We start from the raw sequence: 21,576 nt of genomic DNA on the forward strand, positions 1-21,576 counted from the left end.
TTGCTGGAATACATCCACCCGGGATAAGTCTTACAATCTATCTATCAGATATAAAACAATTGTAATGAGCTGCTATTCTCATTGATACAATCAATCAATTTTTAAGTTCGGCAGATTTTCAGGCTCATTGCGATACAGGATAAGGGGGTTGTATGTCCAGTGTAATCGATCTATTTAGCTACAGTATTGCTGCGATGTTGGGTGTTGCCTTCATCGGCATTGTCGTTACTTGGTTTATTCAGGATATCACGCAGAAAAAGCATTCCGTGCTACGCAATTATCCTGTCATTGGTCGATTGCGGTATATTTTCGAACGACAAGGTAAATACTTTCGGCAGTATTTTTTTACCAATGATCGTGATGAAATGCCGTTTAATCGCGCAACGCGTGGTTGGATTTACAAAAACGCCAAAAACAAAGGGAGCCTCGTCGGCTTCGGCTCCACCCATGATTTGCGACAACCAGGCTCGGTTATTTTTGTCAATGCCGCTTTCCCCATTCAGGAGGAAGATCAGTTACCAACCCCTTCGCTGCAGATTGGCAAAGGATACTGCGAGCACCCATTCGAAGCCAAATCAATTATCAATATTAGCGGAATGAGCTACGGTGCCATCTCCAAACCAGCAGTGCGTGCATTATCTCTGGGTGCCGCACAAGCTGATTGCTGGTTAAATACGGGTGAAGGTGGTCTATCTCCCTATCACCTCGAGGGTGGTTGTGATTTGATCATGCAAATCGGTACCGCCAAGTATGGCATCCGGGATGAACATGGCAATTTTTCACCGCAACGTGCAAAAGAATTGAGTAAGGTGGTCAAAGCTTTTGAAATCAAGCTATCACAGGGTGCCAAACCCGGTAAAGGTGGATTACTACCGGCTAATAAAGTACATAGCGAGATTGCTGCAATCCGTGGCATTCCGGAAAATCAGAACTCGATCAGCCCGAATCGCCATAAAGATATTAACAATATTGATGAGCTGCTCGACAAGATCCATTTTATCCGCGAGCTGACGGGACGACCCGTTGGTATTAAAACAGCCATTGGCGGATGGAATTTCATTAATGAAGTATGCGACCACATCAACCGGCGCGGATTGGAGTATGCGCCGGATTTTCTTACTATTGACGGTGGCGAAGGTGGAAGCGGCGCAGCGCCTCAAACACTGATGGATCACGTCAGCTTGCCAATCTCGGAAGCCCTGCCACGCGTAGTGGATGCCTTATTACAATCCGGCTTGAAAAATCGAATTTATGTTGTGGCTGCGGGGAAATTGGTAACTTCTGCGGAGGGCGCTTGGGCACTCTGTGCTGGCGCAGATTTTGTCAATACAGCACGTGGCTTCATGTTTTCATTGGGTTGCATTCAGGCAATGCGTTGTCATCTCAACACTTGCCCTACTGGTGTCACAACGCATGATGAGCGTTTGCAGAATGGATTGGTGGTGGAAGAAAAATATCTGCGGGTTGCGAACTATGCCAGAAATGTTAATAAAGAAATTAACATGATCGCTCATTCATGCGGTCTACACCACGCCCGTCAGTTTAAACGCGAGCATGTACGTATTGTTGAGACCGCCGGGAAAAGCGTGGCTTTAAACATTCTTTACCCCTACCCTGAGGTACCCAGAAAAATAAATTTGGATTAATCAATCCAAGGATCACTTCGTATTGACAAACTATTTTCATCATTTTCTCGAATTCCAGCCACTAATGAGAAAATCCATGATGTTGCATCATCCTAAGAATTAAGGGAGAAAAACCTCTTAGATATATATTTCAACAAAGTATTCTATTGTCGATAATGCATGAACTGGAAATTTCATAATCGCATGTAGCCAAAGACAAATAATGCTTCGTTCCGTGATCAATCAATATAACAGAAAGATACTATTAATCAGCAGCCTGACTCTGATTATGCTGATCCTGTTTACAAGTCTTTCGGTATATAGCGTGATGCAGAGACAGATCGAAGCAATCGCCACTTCAGGCCTCGAAGTTGCATTAGAAAATACGGTCAAACATATTCAAAAACAGATCATGCATTCCGTGACGAATACCCGAGCAATATCAACTCGCATCTTTCTCACGCAAAGCCTGGAAAAATTTTATTCAGATCACTCGCAAAAGGAAGGTATTGAAGGGATTGCGCAATCAATAGAAAGAATACTGTCGACTTATTTCTCGGGTATTGAGATTTATGATATTGATGATCAATTGATTTTAAGTGCAGGTAATCTTTCCAAGCACAGGAAACTTGCTGTTGAGTTGAATACTGGATCGGGTATCAATACGATCTTATTTTGGAATCATGACTTTATCGTTCGAAATTCAATTCAGCTTGTAAATGAATACGGCAAGCCTATTGGTCGTGTCATCACAGAAGAACGCATGCCCAATCTCACAAGGATTTTTACAGAGGCAACTCTCATCGGTAATACCAGCGATTTCCTACTTTGCGCACCTGTCAAAGGCAATAACCATGAAATGGATTGCTTCCTGCGTAACTTTGACGATAATCAGCTTAAGCGTATCCAGCGCATCATGAACAATCAACCACTGCCGGTACATTTTGCATTAGAAGGCCAAACCGGGGTTAAATTTACCAAGGATTATCGGCAAATCGAGGTTGTTGCCGCCCATTCCCCTGTGGTTTATGATCTTGGAGCGGTTCTTAAAATAAATAAGGATGAGTTAAATAATTATTCAACCGATCAGATCAGAACAATTATTTTTTATCTGATCTTGATCCTTTTCTTTGGCATTGCAATTATAAGCTGGCTTACATTACCACTGATCCAGAAATTAATTAACCAAAAAGAATCTTATCTGAATGAGCGTTTAAAAGAGAATACCTGCTTACAGAAAATCAGAAGCTATCTGGCACTGGATCAAAGCACCGAAGATACATGCAAAAATATTTTAAAATTCTTGCTGCCAGTTTTTGAATTTCAAGAAATGGCCGTCGCCAAGATTAAGCTTGAAGATAAACAATACTTCACTCCCAAATATCAAGAAAACTTATCCAATTGCATAAGCTCAGCCATTATCTCTAATGGACAACAATGCGGTTTGCTACAAGTGGCTTACATTCGTAACTTCCCATCGACATTAACCTATCAGCAAAATCTGGTTGATACCATTGCGCACGACCTGGGTCGATGGTATGAAGGAAAAGAAGCGGAAAAACGCATTATTGAAATGGCAACGCACGATGCATTAACAGGCCTTCCCAATCGATACTTACTGCGTGATCGTATCGAGCAAGTATTGGTTCATGATACGCGCCTACAAAAACAAATGGCCGTACTGTTTATTGATCTGGATCATTTTAAAACCATTAATGATTCACTCGGCCATGAAATGGGTGATTTGCTGTTAAAAGCCGTGGCAAATAGACTAAAATCATGCGTTCGCAACGAAGATACTGTCGCCCGTCAAGGAGGCGATGAATTCATTGTAGTGCTCAATTCTATCGCAGAATCACTCGATGCCGCAAAAGTGTCCCAAAAAATTCTGGATTCACTTGCACTACCTTTCTATATTCATAACAATGAGTTACATATTGACGGCAGCATTGGTATCGCAGTGTTTCCTGACGATGGTGTTAATGCTGAAACACTACTTAAAAACAGCGATAATGCTATGTACCATGCCAAGAAGAACGGGCGCAATAATTATCAATTCTTCACCGATGAACTGAATAAATCAGCATACGAAAGACATATCCTTGGCCTTGATTTACGTTATGCATTGGAACGAAATGAATTGCTTTTATATTATCAGCCTGTCATGGATATGCCCAATCATAATTTATATGGCGTGGAAGCACTATTACGCTGGCGGCACCCTGAGCAGAAACTGATTACTCCCGATAAGTTCATTAACTTGGCAGAAGAAACAGGGTTGATTATTCCTATCGGTGAATGGGTTATAAGGACAGTCTGCATGCAAATAAAAGCTTGGCAAGATCAAGGTTTCTATGTGCCGAGAGTCGCCATTAACTTGTCTGCGCGGCAATTTCGCGACAAGGACCTAATCAAGAATATCTCACGTATATTGAGCGAAACCGGCGTTAAAGCCAAATATATCGCTTTGGAAATAACCGAAAGCATGCTGATCGACAATATTGAAAAAGTGGTGGAAACGCTTAATCGCCTCGATGCAATGGGCTTACACATCTCGATTGATGATTTCGGAACAGGCTACTCGAGCCTTAGTTATCTAAAACAATTCCCCATTCACACACTTAAAATAGATCGTTCCTTCGTGCGTGACCTCGTAACCGACAAAAATGACCGCACCATTGTAGCCGCAATAATTGCAATGGCGCACAGCCTGGAAATGGAAGTCATTGCGGAAGGCATTGAAATAGAAGAGCAATTAAATTTCCTGGTAACACAAAAATGCAATCACTATCAAGGCTATTACTTCAGCAAACCGGTAACTGTTTCTGAAATTGAGCTGATGCTAATGAACTCGGTAGCTCAGTCGAACAAGATTCGCGCTATCGGTTCGGCAAAATAATCTACTCTTGAAAATTGCCACCTCTCCCCCACGTAGGCATTTAATAACCTATGATAGGAGAATTTCATGCGTTTTGACAAACTGACCACCAAATTCCAACAAGCTTTTGCTGATGCACAAAGCATCGCTGTCGGCCAGGACAATCCAACCATAGAACCCCAACACTTATTACTGGCATTATTGCAGCAGGGTGATGGCAGTACGCTTTCGCTATTGCAACGCTCTGGTGTTAATACCACTCCCTTGCTGGATAGTATCAAGCAAAGTATTCACCGCTTGCCGAAGGTTGAGAATTCCGGTGGTGAGGTGACGATTTCCCGTAGCTTGAATAATCTGCTCAACGTAGCTGATAAAGAAGCGCAAAAACGCAATGATCAGTTTATTGCATCTGAGATGTTTCTTTTGGCAATGTTGCAAGATAAAGGCGAAATAGGCGCATTGTTAAAACAGTATGGCGCCAATACCGCAGCTTTGGAGAAAGCAATTAATGCAGTACGGGGAGGCGAACAGGTTGGTAGCGCTGAAGCTGAAGGTAGCCGTGAAGCATTGAAAAAATATACCTTGGATCTTACCGAACGTGCGCGCCAAGGCAAACTGGATCCGGTTATAGGACGTGATGATGAGATCCGTCGGGCAATTCAGGTGTTGCAACGGCGCACCAAAAATAATCCCGTTCTGATTGGTGAACCAGGAGTGGGTAAAACCGCGATTGTGGAAGGTTTGGCACAACGCATCATCAATGGAGAAGTACCTGAAAGTTTGAAAGACAAGCGTGTTCTTGTCCTGGATATGGCGGCGTTACTGGCCGGTGCAAAATATCGCGGTGAATTTGAAGAACGCCTCAAATCAGTGCTGAAAGAACTGGCACAAGACGAAGGGAAAACCATTGTATTCATCGACGAGCTGCATACTATGGTAGGTGCTGGCAAGGCGGAAGGCGCCATGGATGCGGGCAATATGTTAAAGCCAGCCTTAGCACGCGGAGAATTACATTGCGTTGGCGCAACAACCCTCGATGAATATCGCAAGTACATTGAAAAAGATGCTGCGCTAGAACGGCGTTTTCAGAAAGTCCTTGTAGAAGAACCCACTGTGGAAGCTACCATTGCAATATTGCGCGGCTTACAGGAAAAGTACGAAGTACATCATGGTGTTGATATTACTGATCCCGCCATTGTTGCTGCTGCGGAATTATCCAATCGGTATATTACCGACCGTTTCCTGCCTGACAAAGCCATTGATCTGATAGACGAAGCTGCGGCAAGAATTCGCATGGAAATAGATTCTAAACCCGAAATATTGGATAAGCTGGATCGGCGATTGATACAGCTTAAGATTGAGCGTGAAGCAATTAAAAAGGAAAAAGATGAAGCGTCACAAAAACGCCTTCAATTATTGGAAGAGGAAATCAAACAGAAAGAACGCGAATATGACGATTTAGCGGAGATCTGGAAAGCTGAGAAATTTCAGGTACACGGCTCTCAGCAACTCAAGGAAGCAATGGAAAAACTTAAACTGGAAATAGAAGCCGCCACTCGTAAAGGAGATTGGCAAAAAGTTTCAGAATTGCAATATGGCCGCCTACCGCAGCTGGAAGCACAATTGCAGCAAACTGCAGGAAATGAATCAAATTCTGCACCTACGCCTAGATTGTTGCGGACTCAAGTAGGCGCTGAAGAAATTGCAGAAGTGGTATCTCGCGCCACCGGTATCCCTGTATCGAAAATGATGCAAGGTGAACGGGAAAAATTGCTTCTCATGGAACAAAAACTTCATGATCGGGTCGTTGGTCAGGATGAAGCCGTACGCCTGGTTTCGGATGCGATCCGACGTTCCCGTGCCGGATTGGCTGATCCCAATCGTCCTTATGGATCGTTCTTGTTTCTGGGGCCAACCGGGGTAGGGAAAACGGAATTATGCAAAGCACTGGCTGGTTTTCTGTTTGATTCCGAGGACCATCTCATTCGCGTCGACATGTCTGAATTCATGGAAAAACATTCTGTCGCACGACTGATTGGCGCTCCACCGGGCTATGTCGGTTATGAAGAAGGCGGTTACTTAACCGAGCTCGTGCGCAGAAAACCTTATGCGGTTATTTTGCTGGATGAAGTTGAGAAAGCACACCCGGATGTATTTAATGTTTTGCTGCAAGTTCTGGACGACGGACGAATGACGGATGGTCAGGGACGCACTGTCGATTTCAAAAATACAGTGATCGTCATGACATCCAATTTGGGATCCCAAATGATCCAGGAAATGTCAGGAAATGAGTATCAGGCGATCAAACAGGCCGTCATGAATGAAGTGAAAACATATTTTCGTCCCGAGTTTATTAATCGCATTGATGAAGTCGTTGTATTCCATACTTTGGGTGAGAAACACATTCACTCGATTGCCCGGATACAATTGCATTACCTTGAAGCAAGGCTAGCTAAACTGGAAATGCAGCTGATAGTTAGTGAAGCAGCACTCACCGCCCTTTCTCAAGCAGGATTCGATCCGATATTTGGTGCACGCCCTTTAAAACGAGCTATCCAAACACAAATTGAAAATCCTCTGGCCAAAGAAATTTTGGAAGGTAAATTTGTTGCAAAAGATATCATTCAGGTCGACTACAGTGATGGCATGATCAGCTTTAGCAAAAAGTAGAAATAATCTTTCCGTATGTATGTCAATGAATCCTATTCGTCATGCATACGGCAAAGGCAAAATATGCTGCAGTCCATCGCGAAACTCAATAATCAATATTAGTTTGAGGTAAAATAAGACTTTTTTACTGGGTAGATCGTCATGTTCAAAGGTAGCTTGGTTGCTATCGTCACTCCCATGGATGAAGAAGGCGGGTTAGATTTGGATCGCTTCCGCTCTCTTTTAGATTTTCATATCAATCAGGGTACTGATGGCGTTGTGGTTGTTGGCACCACGGGTGAATCTCCAACAGTGGATTTTGATGAGCATCATCTGTTAATGCGCACAGCAGTCGATCATGTCGCAGGACGCATACCGGTAATTGCAGGAACCGGCGCAAACTCGACGCGCGAAGCTATCGATCTATCCATTTTTGCCAAGAATTCAGGCGTGGATGCGTGTCTCTCAGTCGCTCCTTATTACAATAAACCCACCCAAGAAGGGTTATACCAACACTTTAAAACAATTGCTGAAGCTGTTGACATTCCGCATATTCTATATAATGTCCCTGGAAGAACCGTTGCCGATATTCACAACGATACCGCACTTCGCTTAGCACAGGTTCCTAATATTGTCGGTATTAAAGATGCAACAGGCGATATTGGGCGAGGTTGCGATCTTTTGTTGCGCGCACCTTCCGAATTTTTCATCTATAGTGGAGACGATATTAGCGCATTGGCACTGTTACTGTTAGGAGGTCACGGTGTTATTTCAGTTACTGCAAATGTGGCCCCCAGAATGATGCATGAAATGTGCATGGCTGCACTTTCGGGTGAGATAAATACTGCAAGATCGTTAAATAATAAACTTCTGCGCTTACATACAGACTTATTTGTCGAAGCCAATCCTATTCCCGTGAAATGGGCCGTTACACAAATGGGTTTAATAAATTCCGGAATCCGTTTGCCACTAACACCATTATCCGCTCAGTACCATGAACTTATACGCGAAGCAATGCAATTAGCGGATATCCACGACTTAAAGAGGTAAAACATCAACCATGAAGTGGCGAAAAATAATCTTGTCGTGCCTGATGCTAATATTTTTGATGGCAAACGCAGGTTGCACTATGTTTCCTGAAACCAAGAATATCGATTATAAGTCGGCCGGTAAGGTACCCGCCCTGGATGTACCGCCTGATTTGGTTCAGCCTGACATTGATGAGCGCTACTCCATTCCTGAACTAAGCGCACCCGGAAGTACAACGTTTTCCAGTTATAGCAATGAGCGGGGAGGACAACAAAATAGCGGCTCATCGTCTTTATTACCGTCCTCCTTTCAGAATGTGCATATTGAACGTTCAGGAACACAGCGCTGGTTAGTTATTCCCCAAAAACCTGAAACTGTATGGCCGGTAATTAAAGAATTTTGGCAAGAACTCGGTTTTCTAATCAAAACAGAAATTCCGGAGGCTGGAATTATGGAAACGGATTGGGCTGAGAATCGAGCCAAGATTCCACAAGATATTGTGCGCACTTTACTCTCCACCGTTCTCGATAGCATTTATTCTACTGCCGAGCGCGATAAATTTCGTACCCGCCTAGAGCGAAACGAGACAGGAAACACGGAAGTGTATATCAGTCATCGCGGCATGATCGAAGTCATGGAGGGTGGTCCTCTGAACCGCACCATCTGGCAACCACGCCCAGCAGACCCTGATCTGGAAGCTGAAATGCTCTCGCGTTTAATGATGCGCTTCGGCGTTGAGGAGCAAAAGGCCAAACTGGAATTAGCCACCAGCAAAAATAATACTTCTATTGAACGGGCTTATATCGATCAAGAAGGAACAACTCTTGTTATTAATGAGGCATTCGACCGGTCCTGGCGACGTGTTGGCTTGGCCCTTGATCGAATCGGCTTTACCGTTGAAGATCGGAATCGTGAAGAAGGCATTTATTTTGTACGTTATGTTAATCCCGATATTGATAGCAAGAAGAAAGACGACGATAAAGGCATTTTATCAAATATAATGTTCTGGCGCAGCGATGACAAGGATGCCGCCAAAGCGGCAAAATTCCGCATTCAAGTTCATAATACCGGAGCCAATGCATGCAAAGTAACCTTCTTAAATGATGACGGATCAGCGGTAAATTCTGCTACATCCAATCGTATCCTGAAACTATTGCATGAACAGTTAAAATGACGTCTTATGATTGCTTACCCAAAGGAATATGCTCGCGGAATGCTTCTTCCCTCCGGTATCTACGTTGATTGCTATACCGGAAATTATCAATGAAATGCATCCATCAGGGTGTTAAAAGAATTACCATACCCGGCCTTAAAACCAAAAATACAATTTTCGGTGTATCTTTCAGGAACATTTAATTAGAACCACCGCTTCCAGCTCTGCTTCATCCAATCCATGCTGTATCTCATTAATTGAAAATGCGCCCTCTTCAATTTCATTTCATATCTCAACAAGCAATTGATTTTAAGAACACAAAAATAGATGTGCGCTGAGACTTATAGAAAAAAATAAAATTAACTGCTATCTTATACAAATAAAAATAAACTTCTCTATTATTTAAAACAAAAACAGAAGGAGCATTTCATGACCCAAGTAATCTCAATTCCAAACATGAGAAACCAGAATCGTCGTCAGGCTATGCCCTTCTTTTGCATCTATCACATGGGAATTAAAACTGGCAGAAGATTAGGTGAACGTAGAATTCCTGAGAAAGGAAAACCGGAATATGTAGATCGTTATGCCGGGCATCTGATGTTTTGTGCGATTGCTATTTTGTTATTAGGTGTATTAGATGCTTTTTTTACACTCAATATTCTAGCCAGAGGTGGAGAGGAACTTAATTGGATCATGGCACAACTGATTGAAGATAGCACACAAAAATTTATCAGTTTTAAGCTGGCACTGACGTCAACGGCGCTGATGCTACTGATTATTCATCATAATGTGCGATTAACCGAAAAAATACGCGTGTGGCATATCAAGTATTTGATTCTTTTTGGTTATACTGTATTGATTGGTTATGAATTGTATTTATTGAATCTTGCAGGCTTTTACTGATTCATGTCAATTGTGAGTGAGAAAAATTAATTCCGGTACGATGTGAAGTAACTTGCGACTTTCCTCAAATCATCAAATGCCAATGTGCCAGCAGCGAGCTGCAATCGAAGATAAGCCAACAGATAATTATATCGTGCCTGAGCAAGATCACGCCGTGATGTATGCAATTGCTGTTGAGCATCCAAAAGATTTAAATTAATACGAATACCGCCACGAATGCTTTTCTGCGTGGCTTCCACAAGCAACTCTGCTGATTTTACTGCCAGTTCCAAGGATTCAATTCTTTTTACGCTACTGATTAACAGATTGTATTGCTTGCGTAGCTCGACCAAAACTTTATCAGTCGCTGCATCTAACTCAGCCTCAGCGCGCGCGTGGTTTGCAACTGCTTGTGTAGTTAGAGCATTTACGCGCCCCCCTGAATATATCGGCATATTAACTTCAATTCCAATCGTTCCGAACTCTGCATCCAAACCTTGCGTAACAAAAGAACCTCTTTTATTCTTTTGTAAACTGGCAACTAAATCAACTCGAGGTAAATGACCTGCGTGGTTTTTCTTAATTTCTTCTTTCCCGGAAACTACATTATGACGTTGCGTGACCAACTCAGCATTCTGTTCCAAGGCCAAAGCTTGCCAGGTATCATAGCCATCCGGATGCTGTATTGTATGTGAACTGAAAGTATCAGCTAGACGGACCAGTTGTGTAATTTTCTGCCCGATCAGTGCTTCCAACTTAAGTTGTGCAATTTCCAGTTCATCTTTTGCTTCAATTATTTTCGCTTGTGCTAACGCGTGCTTAGATTGTGTTTCCAAAACATCGGTAGTCGTTCCTTCTCCTTTTTGCAACATGCGTTCATTAACACGCTTCAGTTCTTCAAGGGCTGCAAGCTCTGTTTCGGCAATTCTTACACGGTCTTGTGCTAGCAAAGTTTCGACATAAGCCTCTACAACTCGAACGAGAAGTTGCTGACCATGCCCAAGAAATTTTGCACGGCTAGAATCAGCTCTGGCTTTCCCTTGCTGATAGCCGGCTATTGCTTCAAGATTGAATAAGGGTTGACGTAAGGTTAAGGTACTCACCTGCCCATCAAAATTCAGCGGCTGGGTACCCGTACCGGTATCCAATGTACCTGAATTCTTGTTTTGGGCATGCGTTACAGTCAAACTAGGCAAAAGACTGGCACGCCCGATGATTTCCGCCTGCTGTCCCGCCTCATTTTCGTGCAACGCAGAACGATAGATGGGATCGTGCTGCAATGCTGCCTCATAAGCATCCAAAAGGCTCATAGCATGAGCGAAATTAGTTACATTAAAGAAAAGTAAAAAAACAATTATTACGATCTTAGAATAAAAAGTAATCATCGCAGCTACTCTTCACTTAGAGATGAATGCACACGATCAAGAATGGGTTTAAATAAATAATTCATAAGTGAACGCTCGCCTGTTTTAATGAAAATTTCTACCGGCATGCCTGCCCGTATTTGTTCATCGGCCAATTGTTTCATACCTTCTGGCGTTACCTTAGCTTTAATACTATAAAATGGAAACCCACTGTGCTCATCAACAAGACGATCTGCTGAAACCTGAGTGACGATACCGGGGATATTGGGTGTTTTCTTTTGGTTCAAAGCAGAAAAAATCAGATCTACCGGAAGGTCAACATGAATTTTGTCAATTAAATGCACAGGCACCTGGCCTGTAATGATCAGCATATCATCGCTTGGAACGATATCCATCAGTTTGAATCCTGGGCTGATTACACCCCCTTTTGTAAACACGTTCATACCGACAACAATGCCGTCAACGGGAGCTTTAACTTCTACGTTTGCCAATTCAAAATCCTGCCCGATCAAGCGACTACTTAAAGCTTCAGCTTCGCGCTGCACATCGGACAGTGTTTGCCTAACTTCTTTCTGATATTCCTGCAACCGGTGAATGCGGCGTTGTTCGAGCTCTGTAATCTGGCGTTGCGTACGTCCAATATCTCCAGTGGCGGAAGAAATATCTCCTGTAAGTTGCGTATAAGCTCGCTCAAGCTCCAGAACGCGATTGTGGGGAACGAAACCATCCATTGCAAGATCACGCAAACTAAAAAGTTGTTCTTCAAGAAATTTGAGCTGCTGTTTTTTACTCGTCATTGATGCCTCTAATCCCCGCAGCTGTAATTTCAGGCCGGCAGTACTTTCATCAATTGCAGCGATCTCATGCTGTAAAGCAAGCTTACGTGATGAGAATAACTGATTCTGAATGCTGATATTATTTGCAACACGCGGATCATCCTGAGACGCAAGCAATTCTTTTGGAAAGGTGATTTCATTAGCTCCGTCACGTTCGGCCAATAATCTTGCTTCGATTGCACGCGCCGCATAGAGCTGACTACGAGTTATTTCAGCTTGAGCTTTGATTTGAACGTCATTCATGCGTACCAGGATCTGCCCTAGTTTTACATGATCGCCTTCTTTAACCAGAATATCATCGATAATACCGCCAGTTTGATGCTGCACTGCCTGAAGGTGACTCGCCACAGTAACCGTACCCATAACAGGCACCCCTTTATCCAAAGGGGCAATAGATGACCACAGAATAAATCCACAGAACCCTGCCAAAACAATCCACCAGCCAAGTTTTGTATAAGTTGTTTCATCTGTTTTGACTTGAGTAGATAGATCAACCATTGGAACACTCTCAATAATTGATTCTTTTTCTTCAGCAACAAGCTTCATCATTATTCCTATTCGTTGATCGAAGTATTCTCAATACGTGATAGAACGGAGTGACACTCCGTTTAACTAGTTTTCGTATCAGTTACATCAGCAGTTTGAGTACCTTGGTTGGCAGTCTGATTTTCAGCTTTCTTTTGTGCCAGTAATGCCTGCTGAGTTTGCTGTTGTTTTGTCAAAGTCTCGATCACTTCTTTGGTAGGACCAAACATTTTTACCATGCCATCTTGCAATAGTAATAACTTGCTGGTCGCACCAAGAATACTGGTTCGGTGTGTAATCAAGACAATAGTTTTCCCACGTTTACGCAAATCAATGATGGCAGCCAGGAGCGCTTGTTCACCTACGTCATCCAGATTTGAATTTGGCTCATCCAGAACGATTAATGATGGATCATCATACATTGCACGCGCTAAACCAATGCGTTGCTTTTGTCCGCCGGAAAGTCCCGCACCACCACCGCCCAGTACTGTATCGTAACCTTCAGGCATATTCAGAATCATCTCATGAACACCTGCTCGTTTAGCTGCGAGAATAACCTTCTCTGCTTGAATTTCTCCAAAACGCGCAATATTTTCTGAGACGGTGCCTGCAAATAGCTCAATATCTTGAGGCAAATACCCAATGTGCGGACCTAATTCATCTTTATTCCAAAGATAAACATCTGCGCCATCCAATCTTACTTTTCCCGAAGCAGCCGGCCATACTCCAACCAATAACCGGGCTAGCGTGGATTTCCCCGATCCACTGGGGCCAATAATTCCGAGAACCTCACCGGCATTCAGAGAGAACGAAAGCCCTTTAATAACAGGAACTTTCCCACCAGGCGGAGCTGCAGTAACACTTTCGACGTTAATGATACCTACTGGTTTCGGCAATGCCATTCCCGCTTCACGCGCCGGATTATGTTCAAGTAATTGAGTGAGGCGCTCATAAGCACTGCGTGTACTCCCTATTTGCTTCCACACGCTGATTAATAACTGAACCGGTGCGATAGCTCGACCTAATAGTATCGAGCCTGCAATCATCATTCCGGGAGTAATGCTATTCTCTAAAACCAGTAACGCGCCCAATCCCAACATAAGCGACTGCAATGCTACAGTGAAAGATTTGGACAGTGCAGTCATAACACCTGCCTTTTCACTGGCTTCAGCTTGTAAATTAAGAAAACGGCTGTGTAATTTATACCAACGGGATTGTATATTGGGCAACATACCCATAGCTTCGATTACTTCAGCATTACGTAAATTATTTGATGCCACATTGGTAGATGCTACAGCCATTGAATTGGCCTCGGCCAAAGGTTTATGTGATATTTTTTCATTAATGTAAGCAAGTGCGATTAATATAGCCGTGCCGCATAATGCAAAAATGCCCAAACCGGGATGGAACATGAATATCACGAACAAATAAATCGGAAACCACGGCGCATCAAAAAAAGCGAATAAGGCATTACCCGTTAGAAATTGCCGTAAATTCGTCAAATCTTTCAAAGCTTGCCCGGCATTGCCATCGCCCTGTTTCAAGCTTTCTTCAAAAGCGGCAGTATAGACACGTTTATTCAACTTCATATCGAGTTGCGCACCGACCCGGATTAAAACAAAGCTGCGTATATATTCTAATGCACCCATAAAAATATAAGCACCTAGCATAATCAACGTTAGCATTAACAAAGTTGTTTCGTTGCGACTGGTAAGGACACTGTCATAAAGCTGCAACATGTAAATGGCCGGCATAAGCATGAGCATATTAATGACCGCACTGAAAACTCCAATGTTTCTAAAAGCTTTCTTAAAACTAACCAATACTTGTGCAACCTCATTCTGAGGAGCTCGAAATTTGAATTTCATCTATATAACGCCATGATTAAGTGTTACCCGATTACAAATATGCAATTTATTGAATAAATTATAATTGTTGATGATCATTCTTGACCAGGCAAATCTTTTGCAGTCAACTCAAATGCTTTAGGAAAAAAATTCAGATCCTGTTGTAAGTCTGAGCAATCAAAATTTAAATTCTGATTCATTCTTTCGGCCATCGCTGACGTCCAATGACGATAACGGGGTAGCCATCGAATCACCCATGTAGCGCTCTGAAAAAGCCACAGTGGTATCGTCAATATGCGCTGTGGTTGATGCAATACCGCAAAAATGCGATTTACCATTGCACGGTACGTTAAAGTCTCCCCTCCTCCCAAATTGTAAGAACGATTTGCTAAACTAAAAGTGGTAAGTGCCTTAAAACATGCAGTCGCGACATCTTCGGCATGAATTGGCTGCCGCAAACCCTGAGCTGATCCTAATAGCGGAAAGAATCCAAACCTACGAATAAAATGCATCATTTCAGTAATATTTTTATCCCGTCCATACCCGTAAATCATTGTTGGCCGCAGAAATATCCATTCTATTTTATGCGCAGTCATCCATGCCTGCACCCTCTCTTCGCTTTTGATCAGTCGCATTGCGATCTCTCGCTCATTGGAATCCGTAGATAAGTTTTTAGTGAAACGACTGGTGGAAGATAATACAACAATCCGGCGAGCGCCATAGGCTAATAAGAGATCAAAATGCTCTGGTAATATCCAGATGGGAGCGACGCATAACCAAAGAGGAATAGTTTTATTTTCTGTAGGATCGCTAAAATAATCTTTCCTATCAAGCTGCCGCCAAATGATTTGTGGATGATTTTCTGTGAATAAACGACGTGAGAAGGCGGAAATACGATAATCGTTATGTACTAATTGGCGTAGTAAACATTGGCCAACCAAGCTGGTTGCACCCAGCAATCCGACACTCTGTTCATTCATATTTTTATTTTTAATAATCTGTAACAGTATTGTGCAGAAAGAAACATCACGGCAACTCCAAAGCGAGACCATACTGCCAAAGAAACTAATCCCATCAACATCGGCGGATATTGTCGCTGAAAAAATTTCCGATAAAAACGTAACATTCCTTTATGCTTATGCCATGTAACAAAGAAAGGTCGGGAGTGGCTGCAGGTTCCTTGAAAATGGACAACCGGAGCATCCGGTATGAAAACAATTTTCCATTTCTTTTGCTTGAACCGCATACAAAGATCTAAATCTTCGCAATGTAGAAAATAATCTTCATCCCACAGACCCACATCATCGATGGCTTCACGCTTTACCAGCATCAGTGCACCGGAAATTGCTTCGACTTCAATGGGTACAAGGGGCAATGGCTTGTTATTAAGGTGAAAATCAAAAAACAAATGGGGCCAAAATTTCTCTAAGCGATACAATCCAAAAGCACGTACAAAAGCACGCCAAGGAGTCGGTATGGCTCTCCGCCCCCCTCCTTGTTCGGACCCATCAGGATTAACCAGAAAACCACCGACCATACCAATATGAGTATCTGATTCTATTACCTGAACCATACGCTGCATTGAATTTCCCTGCAAAATACAATCAGGGTTTAGGAAAAGAATAAGCGACTGAGTGGACAATTTAAGACCGGCATTGCAACCTGCAGCGAATCCTACATTATTATGCAGACGGACAATGTGTAATAGTTTCTCGGATGAAAGCTTATTTTCCAATTCTGTCAAACTCGTATCAGAAGATGCATTATCAACCACAACAACTTGCCGAACCTGTTGCAATACTGCGTGAACACAACTTGCCAGAAGCGGACCGCTATTATAGTTGACGATGACTGCTGTTACCGGTTTGTTGCAGGTGAAATTCAATTAACTTTAGCTCCAGTTGCCCTAAGTTTTATAATTAAAAAGCGCCCTGAGATTCCTGACCGGGCAATTGACTTGAAAACATTTCTCAATATACGAATATGCGGAGACTACATATCATTTTACCGCCTTCAGCTTGCCACCGGCGGTAATATTGTTCTTATTTCATGAGTAAGATGAATAAATCGAGAACTCTATATTCCTGCATCAAAACGCCTGTACTCGTAACACTTCATGCACCCCAGCGCATATTCTTCCTTGGTACTCACCTTTATATGGAAGCAATACCCAGCCGCCCAGACTCGATAATTCCGTTTCCTGGAATCCTAAGATACGCTGCGGTGGATTAGCACGTCCCTTAGAGAAACGAAGATCGCTAAGACTGCTTTATCGAATTCATTATTGGAGATTGTTGATGCAAACCTTGAGCAAAAGATCAGTAAAATCTGACAGCAAGCTAGGCAGGCTTGATAACCTGTGCTCCAAACATAATGACAATTACCCCAGTCAAACAAATGCCTACACCAATCCAATCAGTGATGGCTGGACGAACTGCATCTATCCCCCACAACCACATCAATGCCACACAAATATAGACACCGCCATACGCTGCATAAACACGTCCTGCAGCCTGAGGATGAAGTGTGAGCAACCAAACAAACAATGCCAAACTGATAACTGCGGGGAAAAGCAGCCAAAGAGGCTTACCTTCTTTCAACCAAAGATAGGGTAAATAACAACCGATTATCTCCGCCAAAGCAGTCACAACAAATAAACCCATTGTTTTTATGATTTCCATTACTACTATCCAAATAAAGGCAATTATTTCTAAAACATAACAAGCGAAAAAGATTGTAACTTGATCTCAAAAATCTTGCCATGAATCAAGAAATCACTATGGTGTCAGACAAAAGTGTATTTATCCGGCAAATAAGCCAGGGCTTAGAAGCTTGTTGTTAAAAGCGCATTGGAAATACTGGGAATTACATTGACAGCAGTCATCGAAGCTAAAATTACTGAAATAATCTCTGAGTAGACTAACCAATCACAACTCGATTCGATCGATTATTCAGATCACGCGGTATACTCTGTATGTCCCAAAAATGAACCGGTAGATTTTAACGTTCAATCACTGAAGGACTTTATTGATAGAGGATCCAGATCGCCGAAAATGTCGTCTGGCATACATGAAAAGACCAAATCGGTTATTTATACCTAATTTCTTGAAAATTGCGGATAAATGATTCCGTAATGTATATTCGCTCATTTGTAAGTGTGCTGCAATTTGTTTATTTTGCTCGCTACCACTGGCTTGAGAGAACACTTTAAGAATTTCGCATTCTTTCCGTGTAAGTGCACTGATCTTTCTAGTATTAATAGAAGGAGAAGCTGTCTTTCTCATATGGAAGTTTTGTAGAAAGGCACGGCTGGTCGTTTCCCGATCAAACCACAGTTCTCCGTCATGAACCTTCTCAATCACTTTAAGTATCGTTTGAATGGATTCCTTCTGATATACGATCCCTCGGGCACCTGAAAGTACTGCTTGTTCGATTACTTCTTGATCGCGTATTCTGCAAAAAATTACGATCTTTGTATCTCCGTTATTGGCAAACTCAGAAATATAATTTACACAATTAATATCACCCAAATAGATATTAAGTATCAAAACATCTGGCCGTTTTTCCTTAATCAGTCGTTTGGCAAGAAAAATATTTTCTGCTGATCCAACAACTTCCATTCTTGGTTTCTGACCATTAATCAGTTTTTCCAATCCCCAAAGCACTATTTGCTGATCATCAACTAACAATACCCGGATTGGGTTGAGAGAAGAAGAAGATTGTTTTGCCGGTCTTAACGACTTGCTGATCCCAGCATCATGTCGATTAAAATCAGACTCAGCATTTTGGCAGTTCCTTTCATTATTACATTCCCGGACTCTATTGCCCAAGACTGAAACTAATGTCATGGTGCGCTGCATGATTGATTGAGTGGTATAGCTTGTAAAATAAACACAAAGTTTGGAGTTTCCGATTGATAGGTTGAGCTGATGACTTACACACAAGCTATCATCATCCAGCTCCATATCGGTCAAAATAAGATCCGGCTTATCAATTTTTACTCTGAACAAGGCTGCTTTATTTGAATTGTAGATGCCGGTGATGTCGTATTCCCACCCTTTAACTATATATTCCAGGTTCCCGCCAGAAATATAATCGTGAATTAGGATTAAAACCCGCGGAACTTCTATTTTGTTATGAGAAATTCTCTCCAATGCCGATTCTGTTTTTTTATTCATTGATCTTTGCCTTTAAAGAGTTTTATGACACTACAACTTTTTCTGTGCAATAAAGACAAACTCGCGTATATAAACGAATAAGTAAAATACCCTTAATAGTTAATACACACATGCTCCATAAGAGAAAAAGTAACCAGTATCTGGCATGTTAATTCCCCTTATCAGCACAAAAGTTTTAGTGATAAAAAAATAAACTGATTCTCAACTTAACTTTTCTTAAAATTCTTATTACGTATCAACAGCCCAGAAGGCATTGAGAGGGATAAAAATGCCTTAGGGCTGTTTTCTTACTTGATGTGTCAGAGAACATAAATCCTGGTTACACCGAGCAGATCTATGTGTAACCATTTCCCACACACAAATGAACTATACGTGGGAAAAAATCCCATGTCAATGATTCTGTAATATTTTTCTGATAAATCTATATGAATGAATGATAACCATATGTAACACAATAACTTTATGATCCACTTCTGAAGATGCCGTTTAGGGTACAAATCCAACATTGTATAAGGCTAATTATTTTTGCAATTAGTCGAGTATATTATGCTGTCTTAAAGCCACTAAAAGGATTAGTAATATGACTGAGAATGCAATCTCGTGTGAGCAACATGATTTCGTGGAAGTTGCTTGTATGTATCGTTACCGGCTCAGGCTCGTTTTAAAAAACCGACTAATAATCGAAGGTACAGCAATTGATATAGTCAATTCTTCAGAAAAACAGGAATGTCTTGTTATCGATAACGACTCAAGAATACAAATCGAGTTAACACAGCTCGTCAGCATGGAAGTACTGACCCCTAACGCCAAGTTTCGTGAAGTTATCTTCGAGTAGAATATTGCAAAAGAACTTTTATTTCCTTATTTCCAAAACCCAACTTATCGAAGAAAACTATCTTTGCCATTATGTCAATCGTTTCAGAACGCTTAATTATCTGGCATGGTCAACATGGCCGTCATCATTTACCGTGGCAAAAAAGTCGTGATCCTTATGCAATCTGGCTATCAGAAATTATGTTACAACAAACCCAGGTCAATACGGTCATTCCATATTATGCGCGATTCATGCAGGAATTCCCGACAATTGATAGCCTCGCACAAGCTTCGCTTGACACTGTACTAAGTCTTTGGAGTGGTCTTGGCTATTATTCGCGCGCACGTAATCTACACATAACAGCCCGCGAAGTAATGCACTACTATCAAGGACAATTTCCCTGCACACGGGAGACTATTCAAAAATTACCGGGAATTGGACGCTCAACAGCAGCCGCAATAGCAGTTTTTTCCTTTGGTCAGAGAGAAGCAATCTTGGATGGCAATGTTAAACGAATCTTTGCACGTTATTATGGTATTTCCGGTTACCCGGGAGAAAACAAAACACAGAATTTGCTATGGAAGAAAGCCGAAGAATCATTACCCGTTCATTATCATAACGGCAAAATCGAAGCCTATACTCAAGCATTGATGGATTTAGGCGCTAGCGTTTGTACTCGGCATGCTCCACGGTGTAAAATTTGCCCACTGCAATCGGAATGTGTAGCATTAAAAGAAGACCGCGTGAATCAAGTCCCTACCGCAAAACCTCGCAGACCATTACCACAGAAAGAAGCCATTTTTTTGCTGTTGATGGAACGACACAATATACTGCTGGAACAAAGGCCATCTCCAGGTATCTGGGGAGGATTATGGTGTCCGCCTGAAATTGGCGTCGGAATAGATGTCATCAATCATTGTCAACGCAATTTAAATATTGAAGTAAAAGCACCGATTAAATTGCCAACATTAGACCATCAATTCACACATTTCAAATTACGCATACACCCGCAATTACTACAGGTAACCTCCTCAGACTCGTTGATTACACTATCCAAATTTATTTGGACCAAACCAATGAATGCGCTTGCGAAAGGTATTCCGGCACCTGTCAGAAAATTAATTAAACAAACTTTCTTGTCTGGTCACTCTTCGCCTGGGATTTAAATTAGAAACTGTGGAAAACTTATTTGAATGGAAAAAACATCAACGAAAGCGATTGATCTCTGCTCGTGAAAATATTCCGGGAAAAACGCATTGGAAATGGAGTCAGGCAATTTCAGGTAATCTTATGCAAAAATTGCCCAACCCGCATAAAATGATTATCGGGATATATTGTCCATTCCGTGGTGAATACGATCCGCGATCCATAGCCCGATATTTTATCCAGAATGGCGCTACACTTGCATTGCCGGAAATCATCGACAAGGATACACCCCTATGCTTCCGCGAATGGTCGATGGATACACCGATGAAAAATGGTGCTTACGGTATTCCGATACCAGTAGACACCCAAATTGTCCGGCCGGATGCAGTGATAATACCCATGGTGGGATTTGATCAGCGAGGCTATCGGTTAGGTTATGGCAGTGGCTTTTTCGATCGCACACTAGCTAGTTATCAGCGACAACCTCTCAGTCTTGGCGTGGCTTTTGAAATACAACGATTAGAAGATACTTATCCGCAAGCGCATGATATCGCAATGCATTATGTAATTACAGAGGCGGGAAGCTTTCAAACCAAACACTATTGATTATCACGCGTTGCAACACTTCAGAATGCTAATCGATAATCCTG

At 42.2% G+C, this 21,576-nt stretch carries 16 protein-coding genes; 9 read left to right on the plus strand and 7 right to left on the minus strand.

The window, feature by feature from the left end; genetic code table 11:
• Positions 1-152: 152 nt before the first annotated feature.
• The 6 genes from ATY38_RS15015 to ATY38_RS15040 all read left to right on the plus strand — a co-directional run bounded on the left by ATY38_RS15015 (position 153) and on the right by ATY38_RS15040 (position 10,237).
• Entirely contained in the window at positions 153-1,646 is a 1,494-nt protein-coding gene (locus ATY38_RS15015; RefSeq protein ID WP_062560001.1) for an FMN-binding glutamate synthase family protein, read from the plus strand.
• Between the two features lie 202 nt (positions 1,647-1,848).
• Positions 1,849-4,524 (plus strand): putative bifunctional diguanylate cyclase/phosphodiesterase, encoded by a 2,676-nt coding sequence (locus ATY38_RS15020; RefSeq protein ID WP_062560002.1) that lies wholly within the window; start codon positions 1,849-1,851, stop codon positions 4,522-4,524.
• 66 nt (positions 4,525-4,590) lie between these two features.
• On the plus strand, positions 4,591-7,173 hold the full coding sequence (clpB, locus tag ATY38_RS15025; RefSeq protein WP_062560003.1) for an ATP-dependent chaperone ClpB: 2,583 nt from the start codon (positions 4,591-4,593) through the stop codon (positions 7,171-7,173).
• A gap of 141 nt (positions 7,174-7,314) precedes the next feature.
• The gene (gene dapA / locus ATY38_RS15030; RefSeq protein ID WP_062560004.1) at positions 7,315-8,202 is read left to right on the plus strand and encodes a 4-hydroxy-tetrahydrodipicolinate synthase; all 888 of its coding nucleotides are present in this window, start codon (positions 7,315-7,317) and stop codon (positions 8,200-8,202) included.
• 10 nt (positions 8,203-8,212) lie between these two features.
• A complete protein-coding gene (gene bamC, locus ATY38_RS15035) occupies positions 8,213-9,355 on the plus strand; it encodes an outer membrane protein assembly factor BamC (RefSeq protein ID WP_062560005.1) in 1,143 nt (380 codons plus the stop codon).
• Positions 9,356-9,763: 408 nt separating this feature from the next.
• Positions 9,764-10,237: a DUF5658 family protein gene (locus ATY38_RS15040; RefSeq protein WP_062560006.1), complete on the plus strand. Its 474-nt coding sequence runs from the start codon at positions 9,764-9,766 to the stop codon at positions 10,235-10,237.
• Positions 10,238-10,263: 26 nt separating this feature from the next.
• Here the strand turns inward: ATY38_RS15040 and ATY38_RS15045 are convergent, their stop codons facing one another.
• The 7 genes from ATY38_RS15045 to ATY38_RS15075 form a co-directional block, all read right to left on the minus strand.
• Positions 10,264-11,526 (minus strand): TolC family outer membrane protein, encoded by a 1,263-nt coding sequence (locus tag ATY38_RS15045; RefSeq protein WP_235590330.1) that lies wholly within the window; start codon positions 11,524-11,526, stop codon positions 10,264-10,266.
• A gap of 80 nt (positions 11,527-11,606) precedes the next feature.
• Positions 11,607-12,965 carry an HlyD family type I secretion periplasmic adaptor subunit gene (locus ATY38_RS15050; RefSeq protein ID WP_235590331.1) on the minus strand — a complete coding sequence of 453 codons (1,359 nt, stop codon included), beginning with the start codon at positions 12,963-12,965 and terminating at the stop codon, positions 11,607-11,609.
• A gap of 59 nt (positions 12,966-13,024) precedes the next feature.
• The gene (locus ATY38_RS15055) at positions 13,025-14,809 is read right to left on the minus strand and encodes a type I secretion system permease/ATPase (protein WP_062560008.1); all 1,785 of its coding nucleotides are present in this window, start codon (positions 14,807-14,809) and stop codon (positions 13,025-13,027) included.
• A gap of 74 nt (positions 14,810-14,883) precedes the next feature.
• Positions 14,884-15,768, minus strand: a complete 885-nt coding sequence (locus tag ATY38_RS15060; RefSeq protein ID WP_062560009.1) for an SDR family oxidoreductase — start codon at positions 15,766-15,768, stop codon at positions 14,884-14,886.
• Positions 15,765-16,673 (minus strand): glycosyltransferase family 2 protein, encoded by a 909-nt coding sequence (locus tag ATY38_RS15065; protein ID WP_062560010.1) that lies wholly within the window; start codon positions 16,671-16,673, stop codon positions 15,765-15,767. The genes ATY38_RS15060 and ATY38_RS15065 overlap by 4 nt, the downstream gene beginning before the upstream one ends.
• A gap of 454 nt (positions 16,674-17,127) precedes the next feature.
• Positions 17,128-17,469, minus strand: coding sequence for a YnfA family protein (locus ATY38_RS15070; protein ID WP_062560011.1), 342 nt, complete (start codon positions 17,467-17,469; stop codon positions 17,128-17,130).
• Positions 17,470-17,799: 330 nt separating this feature from the next.
• Complete coding sequence (locus tag ATY38_RS15075; RefSeq protein WP_062560012.1) at positions 17,800-18,966, minus strand: response regulator transcription factor; 1,167 nt, start codon at positions 18,964-18,966, stop codon at positions 17,800-17,802.
• Positions 18,967-19,546: 580 nt separating this feature from the next.
• On the opposite strand from ATY38_RS15075, the gene ATY38_RS15080 reads away from it, so the two are divergent.
• From ATY38_RS15080 to ATY38_RS15090, 3 genes are all read left to right on the plus strand, one after another.
• Entirely contained in the window at positions 19,547-19,801 is a 255-nt protein-coding gene (locus tag ATY38_RS15080) for a Rho-binding antiterminator (RefSeq protein WP_062560013.1), read from the plus strand.
• 71 nt (positions 19,802-19,872) lie between these two features.
• Positions 19,873-20,946, plus strand: coding sequence for an A/G-specific adenine glycosylase (gene mutY, locus ATY38_RS15085; protein ID WP_062560014.1), 1,074 nt, complete (start codon positions 19,873-19,875; stop codon positions 20,944-20,946).
• A 10-nt stretch (positions 20,947-20,956) separates the two neighbouring features.
• Complete coding sequence (locus ATY38_RS15090; protein ID WP_235590332.1) at positions 20,957-21,532, plus strand: 5-formyltetrahydrofolate cyclo-ligase; 576 nt, start codon at positions 20,957-20,959, stop codon at positions 21,530-21,532.
• The last annotated feature ends 44 nt before the right edge of the window (positions 21,533-21,576 follow it).

The organism is Nitrosomonas ureae (genome assembly GCF_001455205.1).
GTDB lineage: Bacteria > Pseudomonadota > Gammaproteobacteria > Burkholderiales > Nitrosomonadaceae > Nitrosomonas > Nitrosomonas ureae.

Coding starts and splice junctions, on each gene's coding strand:
- ATY38_RS15075 (WP_062560012.1), bottom strand. CDS start 18,966: ATGAATAAAAAAACAGAATCGGCATTGGAGAGAATTTCTCATAACAAA.
- bamC (WP_062560005.1), top strand. CDS start 8,213: ATGAAGTGGCGAAAAATAATCTTGTCGTGCCTGATGCTAATATTTTTG.
- ATY38_RS15040 (WP_062560006.1), top strand. CDS start 9,764: ATGACCCAAGTAATCTCAATTCCAAACATGAGAAACCAGAATCGTCGT.
- ATY38_RS15050 (WP_235590331.1), bottom strand. CDS start 12,965: ATGATGAAGCTTGTTGCTGAAGAAAAAGAATCAATTATTGAGAGTGTT.
- ATY38_RS15060 (WP_062560009.1), bottom strand. CDS start 15,768: ATGAATGAACAGAGTGTCGGATTGCTGGGTGCAACCAGCTTGGTTGGC.
- dapA (WP_062560004.1), top strand. CDS start 7,315: ATGTTCAAAGGTAGCTTGGTTGCTATCGTCACTCCCATGGATGAAGAA.
- ATY38_RS15020 (WP_062560002.1), top strand. CDS start 1,849: ATGCTTCGTTCCGTGATCAATCAATATAACAGAAAGATACTATTAATC.
- mutY (WP_062560014.1), top strand. CDS start 19,873: ATGTCAATCGTTTCAGAACGCTTAATTATCTGGCATGGTCAACATGGC.
- ATY38_RS15070 (WP_062560011.1), bottom strand. CDS start 17,469: ATGGAAATCATAAAAACAATGGGTTTATTTGTTGTGACTGCTTTGGCG.
- clpB (WP_062560003.1), top strand. CDS start 4,591: ATGCGTTTTGACAAACTGACCACCAAATTCCAACAAGCTTTTGCTGAT.
- ATY38_RS15055 (WP_062560008.1), bottom strand. CDS start 14,809: ATGAAATTCAAATTTCGAGCTCCTCAGAATGAGGTTGCACAAGTATTG.
- ATY38_RS15015 (WP_062560001.1), top strand. CDS start 153: ATGTCCAGTGTAATCGATCTATTTAGCTACAGTATTGCTGCGATGTTG.
- ATY38_RS15045 (WP_235590330.1), bottom strand. CDS start 11,526: ATGAGCCTTTTGGATGCTTATGAGGCAGCATTGCAGCACGATCCCATC.
- ATY38_RS15080 (WP_062560013.1), top strand. CDS start 19,547: ATGACTGAGAATGCAATCTCGTGTGAGCAACATGATTTCGTGGAAGTT.